The sequence below is a fragment of the Rhizobium leguminosarum bv. trifolii WSM2297 genome, assembly GCF_000271845.1.
Window position 1 is genome coordinate 4,183,303 of record NZ_JH719395.1, and the last position, 15,281, is coordinate 4,198,583.

Genomic DNA, 15,281 nt, shown 5'->3' on the forward strand with positions numbered 1-15,281 from the left:
GGGGCGTGGACATCGCCGCCTCTTTCCGGCAAAGCCCTGATGACCGAGGACCAGCAATCGCGAGCCCATGATGAGCGTGACACCGACCCTTTACAAGATCGTGACGGAAACGCTCTGGCAGCAAGCCAGACAAGCCGGTGTTTTTGATGGCGCCGGCATCGATCTCAAGGACGGCTTCATCCATTTTTCGACGGCAGACCAGGTGAAGCAGACCGCCGCCCTGCATTTTGCCGGCCAGTCCGGCCTGCTGCTGATTGCCGTTAATGGCAGCGGCTTCGGTGATAAGCTGATCTTCGAACCCTCGCGCGGCGGCGATCTCTTTCCGCATCTCTATGCCGATCTGCCGCTTGCCGCCGTGCTCTGGGAAGCGCCGCTGCCGCTCGACCAAGGCGGTGCCCATATCTTCCCGGAGCTGCAGCCATGATCGATCCTTTCAAGCGCATCGCCCGCAAGGGTCTCTTCCTGTTCGATCCGGAAACGGCGCACGGCATGTCGATCGCCGCGCTGAAATCCGGCCTCGTGCCTGCCTGCCAGATCACCCCGGATCCGCGCCTTCGCCAGACCGTCGCCGGCCTTATCTTCGAAAACCCGCTCGGCATGGCGGCGGGTTATGACAAGAATGCCGAGGTGCCGGAGGCGCTGCTGAAGCTCGGCTTCGGCTTTACCGAGATCGGCACGGTGACGCCGAAGCCGCAATCCGGCAATCCGCGCCCGCGCATCTTCCGCCTGGTCGAGGATGAAGGCGTCATCAATCGCCTCGGCTTCAACAATGAAGGCCATGACGCCGCTTATGTCAGACTTGCCGCGCTGACCGGCGGTGGCATGATCGGCGTCAATATCGGCGCCAACAAGGATAGCGAAGATCGCATCGCCGACTATGTCGCCGGTATCCGCCGTTTTTATTCCGTCGCACGCTATTTCACCGCCAATATTTCCTCGCCGAACACGCCCGGCCTGCGCGATCTGCAGGCGCGCGAAAGCCTTGCGGCGCTGCTTTCGGCCGTGCTGGCGGCGCGCGACGAGATGGCGGAGACATCCGGCCGCAGGGTCCCGGTTTTGCTGAAGATCGCCCCTGACCTGACCGAGGAAGGCATGGACGATATCGCCGCCGAGGCGCTGTCGCATGAGCTGGACGGTCTGATCGTCTCCAACACCACGCTGTCGCGCGAGGGGCTCAAGGATCAGCGCCAGGCCAAGGAGGCGGGCGGCCTCTCCGGCGTACCGCTGTTCGAAAAGTCGACGGCGGTGCTCGCCAGGATGCGCAAGCGCGTCGGCCCTGATTTGCCGATCATCGGCGTCGGCGGCGTCTCCTCGGCCGAAACCGCACTGGAGAAGATCAGGGCGGGCGCCGATCTCGTCCAGCTCTATTCCTGCATGGTCTATGAAGGCCCTGGTCTGGCCGGCGATATCGTCCGCGGCCTCTCCAAACTCTTGGACCGTGAAAAGGTCAGATCGATCCGCGAGCTGCGCGATAGCAGGCTCGATTACTGGGCGGCGCGAAAAGTCTGATCGGCCCGCGGCTTGACCAGCATCACCAGAAAGAAACCGCGAAACAGCAGGAAGGCATTCATCGCGAGCCACAGGCCGTGATTGCCGAAGAGCGGCACGAAGATGGCGAGCATCAAGAGATAGCCGGCAAAGGATATCAGCATCCGGTTGCGCATATCGACGGACCATGTCGCGCCGATGAAGACGCCATCCATCAGGAAGGCGAGCGCCCCGGTCAGTCCGGTCACCGCCGCCCAGGGAAGATAGGTTTCGGCCGCATGCTGCACCTCGGGCGACGTCGTCAGCACGGAGATCAGCCAGGGGCCGGCGAGAAAGAAGAAGGCCGAAGCGATTGCCGCCAGTCCGAATGACCACAAGGTCGTCAGCTTCAGCCCGCGGTCGAAGGCCGGCCGGTAATGCGCGCCGATCGCCCGGCCCGTGATCTGCTCTGCGGCATTGGCCAGCCCGTCGAGATAATAGCCTGACAGCAGGAAGAAATTCATCAGCACGGCATTGGCGGCCATCGTCACTGCACCGAAGCCGGTGCCGATCCGCGTCATGATGGTGAAGGCGCCAATCAGCACGAAGGTGCGGATCAGGATGTCGCGGTTGAGCGCGAAAAGCTCGGCCAGCCGGTGCCGGGAAAAGATCTCCGGCCATCCCGGCCGCTCGGCCTTGTGAAAGCCGCTGAGCACGATGAAAAGTCCGGCGATCGCCCCGACCGCCTCACCGGCCATGGTTGCCCATGCGACCCCGGCCACGCCCCAGCCGAGCGACAGGCCGAGATAGATGGAAAGCAGGATGTTGACGCCGTTGATCAATGCCTGCAGCAGCAATCCGACCTTGCCCTGTCCGCGCCCGAGCACAAAACCGAGGATGGCGTAATTCGCAAGTGCGGCCGGCGCCGCCAGCATGCGGATCGCGAAATAGGTGCCGGTCGCCTCGGCGATCGCCCCTTCCGCGCCCATCAGCTTCAATCCCGCCGTCATCAACAACGGCGAAAGACAGAGCAGCGCCAGCCCGCAGCCGAGCGCCGAAATCAAAGCCCGCCAGAAAACCGCCTGTTGCTCGTGCTGGTCCCGCCGGCCATAGGCCTGCGCCGTCAATCCTGTCGTCGAGGCACGCAGGAAGTTGAAGCTGCCGAGGATGAGGTCGAAGAGCATGGCGCCGATCGCCAGCCCCGCCAGCGCTTCCGCATCACCCATGCGGCCGACGACGGCGGTGCTCGTCAGCCCGAGCAGCGGCGTCGTCATGAAGCCGAGCGTCATCGGAATGGCGATCGACAGCACCAACCGGTGCGTCACGTCGAAAGCGAGCGTGTTGGGATTGGTACGCGTATCCATCGGGGCCTCGTCGCTACAGCGCCACGCGTCTTTCGGACACAGGGAGGACGCTGTCACACTTCATGCAGCCGGCCGAATCGCCTCAGCTGGAAAGCACCATGGCCCAATAGGGCAGGTTCCTGGAAGACGAATTGTGGGCGACGGCGACGCCGAGGCCGTCATAGCGCCCGAGCATGTTTTCCAGATGATGCGGCGAGTTGATCCAGGCCGTCACCACGGCATCGACGCTCTGCTGGCCGGACGCGATATTTTCGGCCGCCGGCAGCTGGACGCCGCTCGCCTTGACGCGGGCGCCGAAACTGTCGGTCATCCCCATCAAATGCGCCATCTTGCCGGCGCTTGCCATGCGTTTGGCCTGGAAGAGGGCGGCAGTCTGCGCCGCCGGATCGGGGCTGAGCGGCGGCAGGCCGTTTTTCGCTCTCAGTTGGTTGACGAGCGGCAGGACGCTCAATGTCTCATCCTCGCCGTTCGACGGTGTGCCGGCAATGTGCGGGGTGGTGGTGCATCCGGCAATGCCGGCGGCGAGCGCAAATCCGGAAAGGACGAGCAGGCCGCGCCTGGAAAGATCGATCGATATCATGTTACCGGCGATAGCTGAAAAGACGAAGGATGACGAAGAGCGGGATGACGATCGTCGCCCCGAGGATGAGATAGTCGCCGACGCGTCCGAGCGCCGAAAAGCCCCGATGCCAGATTTCCAGGATGAAGTCCCGGAACCCGTAGATGATGTTCCACGGCGTCAGGCCGAAGACGGTCATGACGAAACCGACGATCAGCGACACCACGATAAGCTTTATCAATGTGCGGGCGAAGGAATCGCCGAGGAACTTGTTCACCTGATCGGACATGCGCCATCTCCTGTTTGCCCTTGGAATAAGGTTGCGGCGCATTGCCCGCAAGCCCTTTCCGGAATTGGCCGCTTCGCCTCTGAAATAGGACTTGAGTTTTTTTGTGGCCGCCGCCAGATGCGGGCCAGTGCAAAACTGTGCAGCGCAACGACATGCCTAAAATAAAGAGCCGATGATGCAGCCCCACCAGCTTTCCTCAGGCGATGTCATCGCCGACCGCCGCGCCGATTATGCCCGGATGTTCGAAGAAGGCGGCGAGCCGGAAGCCGCCGCCGAGCTGATGGAACAGGCACTGGAACTCGTGCCCGCTTGGGCCGCCGGCTGGTATCGTCTTGCCACCTACCGCGAAAAGGCGGGCAGGGGTCAAGCCGCGATCGAAGCCTATCGCAAGACGCTCAGCCTCGATCCGGACGATATTTTCGGTGCGGCCCTCAAGCTCGCCCTACTCGGCGACGCTGCCACGCCCGACCGGCCGCCGAGCCGTTATGTCGAGCGCCTGTTCGATGATTACGCCGATCGCTTCGAATCGGCACTTGTGGAAAAACTCGACTACAGCGTGCCGCAGAAGCTTGCGGCGCTCGTTTCCTCCACCGGCAGGCATTATCCATGTGCCGTCGATCTCGGCTGCGGCACCGGCCTGCTCGGCCCGGAGATCCGCAGCCGCGTCGGCCGGCTCGAAGGCTTCGACCTCTCGCAGAACATGCTGTCCAAGGCCGCCGAGAAAAAGCTCTATGACAGCCTCGCCCAGGCAGATCTGTCGCTCGCGCCGGATCTTTCCGGCCTGTTTGCAGGTGCGGCCCGCCGGCGCGCCGACCTAGTGACGGCAGCCGACGTGCTGATGTATCTCGGCAATCTCGAGAGCGTCTTTGCGATCATCGAAGACCTCACGGCTTCAGGCGCCGATATCGCCTTTTCCGTCGAGGATGCCGGCGACAGCGGGAGCTTCCATCTCGCGCCGTCGCTGCGTTATGCCCATTCGGAAGCCTATGTCAGGCTGCTGCTTGCCCGTCACAGCTTCGAAATCCTCGAGATCGTCAAGACGGTCATTCGCAAAGATGGCGGCAAACCGGTTGCCGGCATTCTGTTCCTTACGCGCAAGCCGGCCTAAGCGAACATTTCTTGCGATTTTTTAATAGGTCAGCAAGCCTTACCTATTGCACTTGATCGAAACCAGAAAAGCCTGATATTGCAGAGGTATCGGCAGAGGGCGCAGCGAAAAACGGCGGGCGCTCCGGCTCATTCACATTGAAAATCTTTCGCGTCCGGCTCTTCCCCCGGCGTTCCCGAACTCGTCTGCTATTGGAGACCGGCGACATGACACAGCGCATCTATGCCCTTGGCTTCTGGAACACCAGCGCGACGCGCCATACCGCTGTTGAAGACGTCCAGGGCATCTTCTGCGGCAGCCTGGTTGCAGCACTCGGCCTCTATGTGCTCGCCAGCGCCGGGCTTCTTACAGGCAGCACGGCCGGCGTCGCCTTCCTGCTGCACTATGCCTTCGGCGTCAATTTCGGGCTCGCCTTCTTCCTGCTCAATCTGCCGTTCTTCTATCTCTCCTGGAAGCGTCTCGGCATGGCCTTCACGATCAAGACCTTCATCGCCATCGGCCTGACCTCGGTGCTATCAGACGTGCAGTCGCGTTTCTTTTCCATTTCGAGCATTCATCCGGCCTGGGCAGCCCTTCTCGGCGGCCTGTTGCTCGGCTTCGGCGTGCTGGCGCTCTATCGCCACCGCGCCAGCCTCGGCGGCGTCGGCATTCTCGGCATCTACCTGCAGGAGCGTTTCGGCATCCGCGCCGGCCTCGTCCAGCTCGCCATCGACATGTGCGTGCTTGCCGCCGCCTTTTTCGTCACCACCCCGCCCATCGTCTTCTACTCCGTCCTCGGCGCCGTCGTCCTCAACCTCTTCGTCGCCATCAACCACCGGTCGGACCGCTACATCGCGCTGTAACATTAAAAATCGGTAAGCTATTCTAAAAAAAACGTAACTTGCCTCAGGTCGACCGTGGCGCGACACTCCTCATCGCGCCGGATTTGATGAGGTGACCTATGTCAGATTTGGAAAAATTAGTGAGACGCCGCATGCAGGAAGAATATTCCAAGGGCGCTTCCGCAGAGGAAATCGCAAAGGTGGTCCGCGACTTGTTCAATAGCATCGACCTCTCTGAAGGCCTTGATGCCGTCGCCGTCCGCACAGCCGATCGCAGATGACGCAAGATTCAACCGACCCGAACGTTTCGGGTCGGTCGCCGGGATAATTCCCTGTCAGCCGATTTCGATCAGGCTGCCTTCGTGGCCGCATCGATCGGATGTTGCGAGCGGAATCCGACCGCAAGCCGGTTCCAGATGTTGATCGCGCCGATCGCTACGGTGATCTCAGTCATCTCCTTTTCGGAGAAATGCGCCTTCAGCGCCTCGTAGTCGGCATCCGGTGCGCCTGTATTGGCAAGGTTGGTCACTGCGTCGACCCAGCCGAGCAGGGCGCGCTCGCGGACGTCATAGATCGGCGATTCCCGCCAGACGCACATCAGGTTGATCCATTGCTCACTGAGCCCGTCGTGGCGGGCTTCCTTCACGTGCATGTCGACGCAATAGGCGCAGCCATTGATCTGCGAGGCGCGCAGCTTGATCAAGTGGATGAAGCGGCGCTCCAGCCCTGAGGTCTGGACATATTGCTCGAGTGCGACGACTGCCTTGTAGGCATCGGGGGCGGCTTTGGCGAAGTTGAAACGCGGTTGCATGGTCTTCTCCTTGGGTTAGGGCTCAGCGAGCCGTCTTGCGTTCATGGATTTCAAGGAAGGCGCAGCCTCTAGCTGCGATCGATCCGTCGTCGAGGGCATTCAATTCGATGCCGAGATCGGCAATGCTGGTCTTGGCAAGTTCGGCCCGATAGACTTTTTCGGCTCTGAGCATCGCCGCGCTGATGTTGCAGGGCTTGGCGAAGAAACGATCGCCAACCGGGTTCGGCCCGCGCTGGCGGATTTCGGCGCAGCGAAAAGCCGGCGCCGGGCCCTCGACGGCGAGCAGGATATCGAGCAGCGAAATCTCGTCCGGCGCCTTCGCCAGTCTATATCCGCCCCTCGGCCCCGGCACGGTATCGAGGAGGCCGGCACCCGACAGCGCCTGCAGATGTTTTAGCAGATAGCTCGTCGACACACCGTGGAATTCCGCCAGTGCGGCGGCGGAAAGCACGCCGCCTTCGGAGAGACTGGAAAGCATGGCGACGCTGTGAATGGCCTGCTCAACCCCTTCGCTCATCTTCATGCCGGCATCCCCTCGATTCGTAGATAAAAAATATCCATGATTATCCCGGCTGTCAAGAGCTGCTCTCGCTGCTTGCCGCTTGCCTTTATTCCGGTGCCGGATAGAAAGCGAAAAAGCCGACAGGGGAACATCATGGCATCCAACGCCTTCGCAGGCCTTTTGAATACCAGCGCCGATCGCCACTCGCGGTTCGACGACGCCCAGGGCATCATCGCCGGCAGCATGCTCGCCGTGCTCGGCGTCTCGCTTCTCTCCGGCGCCGGACTGCTTGCCGGCGGCACGGCGGGCCTTGCCTTCCTCGCCCATTATGCGACCGGCTTCAGCTTCGGCCTCTGCTTCTTTGCAGTGAACCTGCCCTTCTATTATCTCGCCTTCCGCCGATTGGGCCCCGCCTTCACCCTCAAGACCTTCGCCGCCATCGCGCTGACGTCCGTTCTGTCGGAATTCGTCCCTGGTTTCATCGGCATTGCGCATGTCAATCCTATCGCCGGTGCGCTGTTCGGCGGTCTCGTCATCGGCGCCGGCATGCTGGCGCTCTTCCGTCATCGCGCCAGCCTCGGCGGCATCGGCATCCTCGCCCTCTATATCCAGGATCGTCTCGGCTGGCGTGCCGGCCTCGTCCAGCTCGGCTTCGACTGTGTTATCCTGGCGCTATCCTTCTTCGTCGCCAGCCCCTTCATCATTGCCTGCTCCGTGCTCGGTGCGGTCGTGCTCAACCTGACGATTGCCATCAACCACCGCAAGGACCGCTATATCGCGATGTAAGGGAAGGACGCCCTTCTTTTTCGTCGGGTTTTCACTACGTTCACAACGTGGACCAGATCGATTCCGAAGCCCGCACGTTGCTGCCTGCCGCCTTTACCCGCTGGTTTGCGGAAAAGGGCTGGCGTCCGCGCGCCCATCAGTTGGAACTGCTTGCCCGGGCCGAGGCCGGTGAAAGCACGCTGTTGATTGCGCCCACAGGCGCGGGCAAGACGCTCGCCGGTTTTCTGCCGTCGCTCACCGATCTCACCCGCCGCGGCCGCATTCCGCCCGGCTCCGCCTTCACCGGCATCCATACGCTCTATGTCTCGCCGCTGAAGGCGCTGGCGATCGACATCGAGCGCAATCTGATGAAGCCGGTCGAGGAGATGGGCCTGCCCGTCACCATAGAAAACCGCACCGGCGATACGCCAAACGCCAAGCGCCAGCGCCAGAAGCTCAACCCGCCGGATATTCTGCTGACGACGCCGGAACAGGTCGCCTTGCTGCTGGCCAACCGCGAGGCCGAGCGCTTCTTCAAGGATCTGAAATATGTGGTCCTCGATGAGCTGCATTCGCTCGTCACCTCCAAGCGCGGCCATATGCTGTCGCTCGGCCTTGCCCGCCTGCGCCGCCTTGCCCCCGGCCTCCAAACCATCGGCCTGTCGGCGACCGTCGCCGAGCCGATGGATCTGCAGAAATGGCTGGTCGCCCAACAGGAAGGCGGGGGGCAAGAGGGCAGCGAACATCATGCCGGCCTGGTCGTCGTCGAAGGCGGCGCCAAACCCGATATTTCGATCCTGTCTACCGAAGAGCATATTCCCTGGGCCGGCCATGCCGCTCGATACGCCATTCCCGATGTCTACAAGCAGCTGCTCGAACACAAGACGACGCTGCTCTTCGTCAATACCCGCAGCCAGGCCGAAATGCTCTTCCAGGCGCTCTGGACGATCAATGACGACAACCTGCCGATCGCCCTTCATCACGGTTCGCTCGATGTCGGCCAGCGCCGCAAGGTCGAGGCGGCGATGGCCGAAAACCGGCTGCGCGCCGTCGTCGCCACCTCGACGCTCGATCTCGGCATCGACTGGGGCGATGTCGATCTGGTCATCCATGTCGGCGCGCCGAAGGGCGCCTCGCGTCTTGCCCAGCGCATCGGCCGCGCCAATCACCGCATGGACGAGCCCTCGAAGGCGATCCTCGTGCCCGCCAACCGTTTCGAGGTCATGGAGTGTCAGGCTGCCCTCGACGCCAATTATATCGGCGCCCAGGACACGCCGCCGGTCGGTCGCGGCGCGCTCGATGTGCTCGCCCAGCATGTGCTCGGCATGGCCTGCGCCGAACCTTTCGACATGCTGGAACTCTACGATGAAATCATCTGCGCCTCGCCCTATGCCGATCTCAGCTGGGAAACCTTCGAACGCATCGTCGATTTCGTCGCGACCGGCGGTTATGCGCTCCGAACCTATGAGCGTTACGCCCGCATCCGCAAGACCGCGGAAGGCCGCTGGCGCGTCTCCAATCCAGCCGTTGCCCAGCAATACCGCCTCAACCTCGGCACCATCGTCGAAAGCCCGATGCTGAACATTCGCATGGTCAAGCGCGGCGAGGGCGGCAGGATCGGCCGCGGCGGCGCCACGCTGGGTAAGGTCGAGGAATATTTCCTCGAGCAATTGTCGCCGGGCGATACGTTCGTCTTCTCCGGTAAGGTGCTGCGCTTCGAGGGCATCCGCGAAAATGAATGCCTGGCCTCGCAGGCCTTTTCGCTCGATCCGAAGATCCCCTCCTATAATGGCGGTAAGTTTCCGCTGTCGACCTACCTTGCCGAGCAGGTGCGCACGATGATCGCCGATCCCGACCGCTGGCGCCGCCTGCCGGACCAGGTGCGCGACTGGCTGTCGTTGCAGCAGGACAAGTCGATGCTGCCGAAGCGCGACGAGCTCCTGATCGAAACCTTCCCGCGCGGCAGCCGCGGCTATATGGTCGCTTATCCCTTCGAAGGCCGTCTCGCCCACCAGACGCTCGGCATGCTGCTCACCCGCCGGCTGGAGCGGGCGGGCGCCAAGCCGCTCGGCTTCGTCGCCACCGATTATTCGCTGGCCGTCTGGGGTCTCGAAGATATGGGGCTGCTGATCGGCAATGGCCGATTGAACCTCTCCGACCTCTTCGACGCGGATATGCTCGGTGACGATCTCGAAGCCTGGCTCGACGAATCCTTCCTGCTGAAGCGCACCTTCCGCAATTGCGCCGTGATTGCAGGCTTGATCGAGCGTCGCCATCCGGGCAAGGAAAAGAGCGGCCGCCAGATCACCGTCTCGGCCGATTTGATCTATGACGTGCTGCGCAGTCACGAGCCCGATCACATCCTACTGCAGGCGACGCGGCAGGATGCGGCAACCGGACTTTTGGATATAAGGCGTCTTGGCGATATGCTGATGCGAATCAGGGGCCACATCACCCATCGCCCGCTCGACCATATTTCCCCGCTCGCCGTGCCGGTGATGCTGGAGATTGGACGCGAGGCGGTGCCGGGCGAGGCTCATGACGCGCTGCTGGCCGAAGCGGCGGACGACCTGATCGCCGAGGCGCTGGCCTGAAACTTGTTTGGGAATAACGACCGTGATGAACCGCCTGGCGCTGGCGCGCAACATATCGGGACTTGCCGCGGTGCCGGGCATCGAGACATCGGTCCACGGCATTGCCACCATCTGCGATCCGCTCGGCGCCCTCTACCTGCCGGATGCCGGCCTGCTCGTCGTCTCCGACCTGCATCTGGAAAAAGGCGCCGCCTTCGCCCGCCGCGGCATGATGCTGCCGCCTTACGATACGCTGGCCACACTGACCGTGCTGGCCGCCGTCATCTCGCGTTATGATCCGAAGCTTGTCATCTCGCTCGGTGACAATTTCCACGATCGCATCGGCTCCGCACATCTGCCCGAGAATTTCCGGGCGCTGATCGTCGCGATGGCGCGCGGCCGCGAATGGATCTGGGTGAATGGCAACCATGATCCCGACGGCGTCGTCGATCTGCCCGGCGCTTGCGTCGACGAAATGCACTATGCCGGCCTGACCTTCCGCCACGAGCCGAAATACGGCCTGCAGAGCGGTGAAATCGCCGGCCACCTGCACCCGTCGGCGACCGTGCGCCGCCGTGAAAAATCCGTCCGCCGCCCCTGTTTTGCCACCGACGGCGCCCGCCTGCTGATGCCCGCCTTCGGCGTCATGAGCGGCGGCCTGGATCTCGGTCATCAGGCGATGAAAGGCCTGTTCGACAAAGCGTCACTGGTGGCGCATCTCTTGGGGCGTGATCGGATTTATTCGGTCAGATATGGGAATTTGCGGGGGTAGTGCCAGTTCTCGATGGGGGAACCACACGGCACACCTTCAAATTCAATCACACCCCTGCAACTGCTGCTGATAGGTCCCTGCCATCCGGGCGAACTTCTGCGCCGTCTGCTGCAATTGTCCGTTCGAGCGCCAGTCGCCGCGCTTGTAGCCCGTCGGGCCGGAGTAATAGGCGAGATAGAGATTATAGGCATCGTTCAGCGGAATGCCGGTCTCGGCACTGTTCTGGGCATGATACCAGCCGATGAAATCGATCGCGTCGGCGAAGTTCGCCCGCCGCGCCGTCCAGTTTCCGGTCTGCGACTGATAGTGATCCCACGTTCCGTCGAGCGCCTGCGAATAGCCGTAGGCGGTCGAAGGCCGGGTCCAGGGAATGAAGCCGAACAGCTTGGTGCGCGGCGGCCGTGCATAGGGCTGGAAGCCGGATTCGGTATACATCGTCGCCATCAGGATCGGCACCGGCACGCCGTATTTCTTCTCCGTCCGCTCGGCGGCACGCTGCCAGCTGGAGAAAAGCCCGTCGCGCTCGTCGAAGACGGCGCAGATGTTCCGCGTCTGCTTCGGCGCGGTCGCGCAGCCGGCCAGCAGCGCGAGACCGACGGCGGTCAGAACGATACGAGTACGCATAACAAAACCTCTCGTTTCCGAGAGATTGCTAACTCGTAAATGTTAAAAACCGGTTTTTAGTCGAATACGAACTTCTCTGGGGAGCTGCCTGCGCCGGCCAGGGATGGATGCCGTCGCGCAGCCAGAGGACGCTATCGCGCCAGAAGCCCTCGCAATGACGTGCATGGAACAGGCCGAAATGGCCGATCGCCGCGAAGCCGAGATCGGCGGGATGTAACAGCACTTCGTCGATCTCGGCGTTGCGGAAATAGGCAAGCGTGCGACGGATCGCCGGCACGGTTCCGAGTTCGTCGTCCGACATGGCGACAGCCAGGATAGGTGCGGTCACCGCAGCAAAACGCTTGAGCACCTCGTCCCGCTCCGCGGCCGGGTGGCTCATTTCCATGCGCGCCCGGCGAAAGCTCCATTCATGGGCGACGCCGGCCGGCAGATCCTCGAGCCAGCCGAGCCGTTTGCCGGGAAAATAGCCGAAGAGCGCCGTCAGCGCCGGCATGGTGACGTGCCATTTCATCAGCAGCCGTATCCGGCGCGCCGGCGCATAATCGCGCCAATAGGCGTATTGGGCGCCCATCGTCAGCATGCGGTCGATCCGGCCGGCATGTTTCGAGAGGCCCGGCAGAAAACCGCCGATGCTGTGGCCGACGATGTAAAGCGGCTGGTCCGCCCGTCCGTCGATGAACCGCAGCGCCGCGTCGAAGTCCTTTTCGCCCCACTCCCGCCAGCGATAACCGCAGCCGCGGAGCCGCGCCGGCCGCGAAAGCCCGATGCCGCGGTAGTCATAGGTCAGGACGTCGAAACCGTGAGCGGCGAGAAACTGGGCGTAACGGTGATAATAACGTGCTAACACGCCGGTCGCGGGATTGATGATGACGCTGGCGCGAGCCTGCGCCCCGCCGGGGGTCCAGAGGTGGCCGCCCAGCATCACGCCGTCGCTGCATCGGATCTCCACCGGTGTATCCACCGCCGGCCGTTCATCTTGGTCTTCCGCAAACGGCAGGTCAGCGCCTTCTGCCATGCTCCATCTCCCATGTACGGGGACGATGATAGTGGCGCCATTTCCGCAGGAAAAGCCGAATGCGGCCACAGATTGGGCCGCCGGCGTCATCAGATAGTCTAACACGCTACTGTTTCACGGGCTCGTAGCGCAGGATCACCGCGCCGCCTTGTGTCGTCGAGGATTCGATGAGCTTCAGCGGCACCTGGCCCTCCGAAGGCTTGAAGAGCGGGTTGCCGCCGCCGAGGATGACGGGCACCACGCAGACCCTGATTTCATCGATAAGACCCGCTTTCAGCAGGCTGTCGGCAAGCTCCGCGCTGCCGAAGATGAAGATCGTCTTGCCGTCCTCCTGCTTCAGTCGAGTCAATTCGGGGATCGGATCGCTGACGATGCGGGCATTGTTCCAGCCGGGCTCGGTCATTGTTCTCGACACGGCGATGTTGGCGATGCCGTTCATATAGGCCTTGATTGTGTCTTCGCTTTCGGCGGTCGGCCAGTAGGAGGCCATGCCCTCATAGGTCTTGCGGCCGAAGACCAAGAGATCGCCCTCTTCCCCGAACTGCTCGGCATAACGCTGCAGCTCCGGCCCCCCAGGCGAGATTGTGGAAGTCGATATCCCACGGCTTCGTGCCTTCGAAATAACCGTCGAGCGTCATCAGATTCCAAACGATAAGCTTTCTCATTTCCATCCTCCTTGGGGCCGCAGTTAACTGGTTGTCTTTCGCAACTGGTTAAAAAGTCAACCGGTGGCGAAATGCAAGCGGTTTTAACGAGCGACAAGTAGGGCCGGCGGCTCCGGGGGAGAACCGCGCCACCTTTTCGGGAGCTGCTGTGGAAATTGCCTGAGTCCAGTGCCGGCGCGGCTCAGTCTTTGCGGAAGATCAGGCTGGCGCCCCAGCCGGTGATGACGGCGAGCAGCACGGACGCAAAGCCGTAGGGGATCGGCTGGCCATGCGCCGCGTCGGTGATCGTCTGCTCGATGCCGGTCTTGATGACCCGCAGCGGCAGCGATTTCGAAGTCACCAGATTGCCGCTCTTGAAGAGATAGGCGCGCACGGTGTGGACGCCGTTCGGAATGTTGGCCGGCAGGCGCAGGCTGGCCTTGAAGAGGTTGGAGGAAACGAAGCGCACGCCGCTCGGGTTGCGGTCGTAGAACCCGCCGCCCTGTTGCAGCCGCCGAAAGGCATCGCGGAATTCGCCGAGATTGCTGCCATCGCCGACGAAGCCGACCGGCGTCAGCGGAATGTGATCGATGCCGATCCCCTGATCGGTCAGTTCCAGCGGCGTCGTCAGGTCGTCGATCATTCGCGAACTCGACATCGAATAGGAGTGCGGCACGGATTCGAAGGTCATTGAGCGCGTATTCACCCAGATGCCGAAGACACGCTCCTTCTTGCGCACTGTCGCATTCTGGCGCGGCCCCTCCAGCACCACAACCACGTCATATTGGCCGATGGCGAGCAGCAACTGGTCAGTATTCGACAGCGCCCCGAAGATCGTCAGATCGGCGCCGTGGAAATCCGAAGTAATAGCGATTTCGCTGGTCGACGTGCCGATTTCCAGGCCTTCGCGCACGGTTTCGGTCGGCTGCCCGGGCAGCCATTGCGCTCCGGCCACCGCCGGCAGCAGGCAGAGAAGCGCGATGGCGGCGGCAAGCAGGCGCATCACTTGCCGGCTCCCATCACCACCGAATAGACGTCCGCAGGCGTCACCACCAAGGCGATCGCCAGACGCAGGCCGACGGCAAGCACCAGCAAGCCGAGCAGAGCGCGCAGCTGCTCGCCGCGCAGCTTCTGGCCGACGCGCACGCCGTATTGCGCGCCGATGACGCCCGCCACCATCAGGATGAAGGCGAGCACGATATCGACGGAAAAATTCGTCGCCGCCTGCACGATCGTCGTATAGGCGGTGACGAAGATGATCTGGAACAGCGACGTGCCGACGACGACATTGGTCGGGATGCGCAACAGGTAGATCATCGCCGGCACCATGATGAAGCCGCCGCCGACACCCATGATCGAGGTCAGGATGCCGATCGCGAAGCCGAGCGCGACGATCGGAATGACGCTGAGAAAGATCTTCGACTTCTTGAACCGCACCTTGAGCGGGAGTCTGTGCACCCAGTGCTGGTGGCCGGGTTTGCGTGCCGCCGGCGGTTCGTTGCGCGCCGCCCGCCGCATGGCGTTGATGCTTTCGAGCAGCATCAGCCCGCCGACCGTGCCGAGGAAGATGACATACATCAGCGAGATGATCAGATCGAGCTGGCCGATGGAGCGCAGCAGCGAGAAGATCCAGATGCCGACCGTCGCCCCCGTGAGGCCGCCGATCAAAAGCACCGTGCCGAGCTTGACGTCGAGCGTGCCGCGCCGGAAATGGGTGATCGCCCCCGATATCGACGAGGCCACAACCTGGTTCGCGCCGGTCGCCACCGCAACGACCGGGGGAATATTGTAGAAGATCAGCAGCGGCGTAATCAGAAAGCCGCCGCCGACGCCGAACATTCCAGACAGGAATCCGACGGCCGCCCCCATGCCGAGAATGATGAAAATGTTCACCGACAATTCTGCGATGGGCAGATAGATTGTCACAACCGACCCCGAATGATGACCGCGCCTGCCGGGCGGTTTCC

Annotated in this window: 17 protein-coding genes and 1 pseudogene; 8 read left to right on the forward strand and 10 right to left on the reverse strand. The window is 62.5% G+C overall.

Annotated features, from left to right (window positions below; all coding sequences use genetic code 11):
• The first annotated feature begins 70 nt into the window (after positions 1–70).
• Positions 71–424 (forward strand): DUF952 domain-containing protein, encoded by a 354-nt coding sequence (locus RLEG4DRAFT_RS35455; protein WP_003584078.1) that lies wholly within the window; start codon positions 71–73, stop codon positions 422–424.
• Positions 421–1,509, forward strand: a complete 1,089-nt coding sequence (locus RLEG4DRAFT_RS35460; RefSeq protein WP_003584080.1) for a quinone-dependent dihydroorotate dehydrogenase — start codon at positions 421–423, stop codon at positions 1,507–1,509. Before RLEG4DRAFT_RS35455 ends, RLEG4DRAFT_RS35460 begins: the two co-directional genes overlap by 4 nt.
• Here RLEG4DRAFT_RS35460 and RLEG4DRAFT_RS35465 read toward each other — a convergent pair.
• From RLEG4DRAFT_RS35465 to RLEG4DRAFT_RS35475, 3 genes are all read right to left on the reverse strand, one after another.
• On the reverse strand, positions 1,485–2,831 hold the full coding sequence (locus RLEG4DRAFT_RS35465) for an MATE family efflux transporter (RefSeq protein ID WP_003584081.1): 1,347 nt from the start codon (positions 2,829–2,831) through the stop codon (positions 1,485–1,487). The genes RLEG4DRAFT_RS35460 and RLEG4DRAFT_RS35465 overlap by 25 nt on opposite strands.
• An 82-nt stretch (positions 2,832–2,913) precedes the next feature.
• The gene (locus tag RLEG4DRAFT_RS35470) at positions 2,914–3,411 is read right to left on the reverse strand and encodes a CAP domain-containing protein (RefSeq protein ID WP_003584083.1); all 498 of its coding nucleotides are present in this window, start codon (positions 3,409–3,411) and stop codon (positions 2,914–2,916) included.
• A gap of 1 nt (position 3,412) precedes the next feature.
• Entirely contained in the window at positions 3,413–3,679 is a 267-nt protein-coding gene (locus RLEG4DRAFT_RS35475; protein WP_003584085.1) for a DUF6460 domain-containing protein, read from the reverse strand.
• 175 nt (positions 3,680–3,854) lie between these two features.
• Here RLEG4DRAFT_RS35475 and RLEG4DRAFT_RS35480 point away from each other — a divergent pair, with 175 nt between their 5' ends.
• From RLEG4DRAFT_RS35480 to RLEG4DRAFT_RS41075, 3 genes are all read left to right on the forward strand, one after another.
• Positions 3,855–4,787 (forward strand): class I SAM-dependent DNA methyltransferase, encoded by a 933-nt coding sequence (locus RLEG4DRAFT_RS35480; protein WP_003584087.1) that lies wholly within the window; start codon positions 3,855–3,857, stop codon positions 4,785–4,787.
• Positions 4,788–4,993: 206 nt separating this feature from the next.
• Positions 4,994–5,629, forward strand: coding sequence for a YitT family protein (locus tag RLEG4DRAFT_RS35485; protein ID WP_003584089.1), 636 nt, complete (start codon positions 4,994–4,996; stop codon positions 5,627–5,629).
• 98 nt (positions 5,630–5,727) lie between these two features.
• Positions 5,728–5,889: a hypothetical protein gene (locus tag RLEG4DRAFT_RS41075; protein ID WP_171898209.1), complete on the forward strand. Its 162-nt coding sequence runs from the start codon at positions 5,728–5,730 to the stop codon at positions 5,887–5,889.
• Between the two features lie 68 nt (positions 5,890–5,957).
• On the opposite strand, the gene RLEG4DRAFT_RS35490 is transcribed toward RLEG4DRAFT_RS41075, so the two are convergent.
• Both RLEG4DRAFT_RS35490 and RLEG4DRAFT_RS35495 read right to left on the reverse strand, forming a co-directional pair.
• On the reverse strand, positions 5,958–6,419 hold the full coding sequence (locus RLEG4DRAFT_RS35490) for a carboxymuconolactone decarboxylase family protein (protein WP_003584093.1): 462 nt from the start codon (positions 6,417–6,419) through the stop codon (positions 5,958–5,960).
• A gap of 22 nt (positions 6,420–6,441) precedes the next feature.
• A complete protein-coding gene (locus RLEG4DRAFT_RS35495; RefSeq protein WP_003584095.1) occupies positions 6,442–6,942 on the reverse strand; it encodes an RrF2 family transcriptional regulator in 501 nt (166 codons plus the stop codon).
• A gap of 132 nt (positions 6,943–7,074) precedes the next feature.
• Between RLEG4DRAFT_RS35495 and RLEG4DRAFT_RS35500 the strand changes: the two genes are divergently transcribed.
• The 3 genes from RLEG4DRAFT_RS35500 to pdeM are packed head-to-tail and all read left to right on the forward strand — an operon-like array spanning position 7,075 to position 11,031.
• Positions 7,075–7,707, forward strand: coding sequence for a YitT family protein (locus RLEG4DRAFT_RS35500; RefSeq protein ID WP_003584096.1), 633 nt, complete (start codon positions 7,075–7,077; stop codon positions 7,705–7,707).
• A 47-nt stretch (positions 7,708–7,754) separates the two neighbouring features.
• A complete protein-coding gene (locus tag RLEG4DRAFT_RS35505) occupies positions 7,755–10,280 on the forward strand; it encodes a ligase-associated DNA damage response DEXH box helicase (protein WP_003584099.1) in 2,526 nt (841 codons plus the stop codon).
• Positions 10,281–10,305: 25 nt separating this feature from the next.
• Positions 10,306–11,031, forward strand: a complete 726-nt coding sequence (pdeM, locus tag RLEG4DRAFT_RS35510) for a ligase-associated DNA damage response endonuclease PdeM (protein ID WP_003584102.1) — start codon at positions 10,306–10,308, stop codon at positions 11,029–11,031.
• A 42-nt stretch (positions 11,032–11,073) separates the two neighbouring features.
• Here the strand turns inward: pdeM and RLEG4DRAFT_RS35515 are convergent, their stop codons facing one another.
• The 5 genes and pseudogenes from RLEG4DRAFT_RS35515 to RLEG4DRAFT_RS35535 all read right to left on the reverse strand — a co-directional run bounded on the left by RLEG4DRAFT_RS35515 (position 11,074) and on the right by RLEG4DRAFT_RS35535 (position 15,240).
• The gene (locus tag RLEG4DRAFT_RS35515) at positions 11,074–11,655 is read right to left on the reverse strand and encodes a transglycosylase SLT domain-containing protein (protein WP_003584104.1); all 582 of its coding nucleotides are present in this window, start codon (positions 11,653–11,655) and stop codon (positions 11,074–11,076) included.
• Positions 11,656–11,683: 28 nt separating this feature from the next.
• On the reverse strand, positions 11,684–12,670 hold the full coding sequence (locus RLEG4DRAFT_RS35520; protein WP_003584105.1) for an alpha/beta hydrolase family protein: 987 nt from the start codon (positions 12,668–12,670) through the stop codon (positions 11,684–11,686).
• 106 nt (positions 12,671–12,776) lie between these two features.
• Positions 12,777–13,335: pseudogene (locus tag RLEG4DRAFT_RS35525) on the reverse strand (dihydrofolate reductase family protein).
• 181 nt (positions 13,336–13,516) lie between these two features.
• Complete coding sequence (locus RLEG4DRAFT_RS35530; protein ID WP_003584107.1) at positions 13,517–14,317, reverse strand: TIGR02186 family protein; 801 nt, start codon at positions 14,315–14,317, stop codon at positions 13,517–13,519.
• Complete coding sequence (locus RLEG4DRAFT_RS35535; protein ID WP_003584108.1) at positions 14,317–15,240, reverse strand: sulfite exporter TauE/SafE family protein; 924 nt, start codon at positions 15,238–15,240, stop codon at positions 14,317–14,319. The genes RLEG4DRAFT_RS35530 and RLEG4DRAFT_RS35535 overlap by 1 nt, the downstream gene beginning before the upstream one ends.
• Between the last annotated feature and the right edge of the window lie 41 nt (positions 15,241–15,281).

What these genes read in the sequence shown, in the direction of transcription:
- RLEG4DRAFT_RS35485 (WP_003584089.1), top strand. Translation starts at nt 4,994, where the DNA reads ATGACACAGCGCATCTATGCCCTTGGCTTCTGGAACACCAGCGCGACG.
- RLEG4DRAFT_RS35495 (WP_003584095.1), bottom strand. Translation starts at nt 6,942, where the DNA reads ATGAAGATGAGCGAAGGGGTTGAGCAGGCCATTCACAGCGTCGCCATG.
- RLEG4DRAFT_RS35530 (WP_003584107.1), bottom strand. Translation starts at nt 14,317, where the DNA reads ATGCGCCTGCTTGCCGCCGCCATCGCGCTTCTCTGCCTGCTGCCGGCG.
- RLEG4DRAFT_RS41075 (WP_171898209.1), top strand. Translation starts at nt 5,728, where the DNA reads ATGTCAGATTTGGAAAAATTAGTGAGACGCCGCATGCAGGAAGAATAT.
- RLEG4DRAFT_RS35490 (WP_003584093.1), bottom strand. Translation starts at nt 6,419, where the DNA reads ATGCAACCGCGTTTCAACTTCGCCAAAGCCGCCCCCGATGCCTACAAG.
- RLEG4DRAFT_RS35470 (WP_003584083.1), bottom strand. Translation starts at nt 3,411, where the DNA reads ATGATATCGATCGATCTTTCCAGGCGCGGCCTGCTCGTCCTTTCCGGA.
- RLEG4DRAFT_RS35500 (WP_003584096.1), top strand. Translation starts at nt 7,075, where the DNA reads ATGGCATCCAACGCCTTCGCAGGCCTTTTGAATACCAGCGCCGATCGC.
- RLEG4DRAFT_RS35460 (WP_003584080.1), top strand. Translation starts at nt 421, where the DNA reads ATGATCGATCCTTTCAAGCGCATCGCCCGCAAGGGTCTCTTCCTGTTC.
- RLEG4DRAFT_RS35455 (WP_003584078.1), top strand. Translation starts at nt 71, where the DNA reads ATGAGCGTGACACCGACCCTTTACAAGATCGTGACGGAAACGCTCTGG.
- RLEG4DRAFT_RS35515 (WP_003584104.1), bottom strand. Translation starts at nt 11,655, where the DNA reads ATGCGTACTCGTATCGTTCTGACCGCCGTCGGTCTCGCGCTGCTGGCC.
- RLEG4DRAFT_RS35475 (WP_003584085.1), bottom strand. Translation starts at nt 3,679, where the DNA reads ATGTCCGATCAGGTGAACAAGTTCCTCGGCGATTCCTTCGCCCGCACA.
- RLEG4DRAFT_RS35465 (WP_003584081.1), bottom strand. Translation starts at nt 2,831, where the DNA reads ATGGATACGCGTACCAATCCCAACACGCTCGCTTTCGACGTGACGCAC.
- RLEG4DRAFT_RS35480 (WP_003584087.1), top strand. Translation starts at nt 3,855, where the DNA reads ATGCAGCCCCACCAGCTTTCCTCAGGCGATGTCATCGCCGACCGCCGC.
- RLEG4DRAFT_RS35520 (WP_003584105.1), bottom strand. Translation starts at nt 12,670, where the DNA reads ATGGCAGAAGGCGCTGACCTGCCGTTTGCGGAAGACCAAGATGAACGG.
- pdeM (WP_003584102.1), top strand. Translation starts at nt 10,306, where the DNA reads ATGAACCGCCTGGCGCTGGCGCGCAACATATCGGGACTTGCCGCGGTG.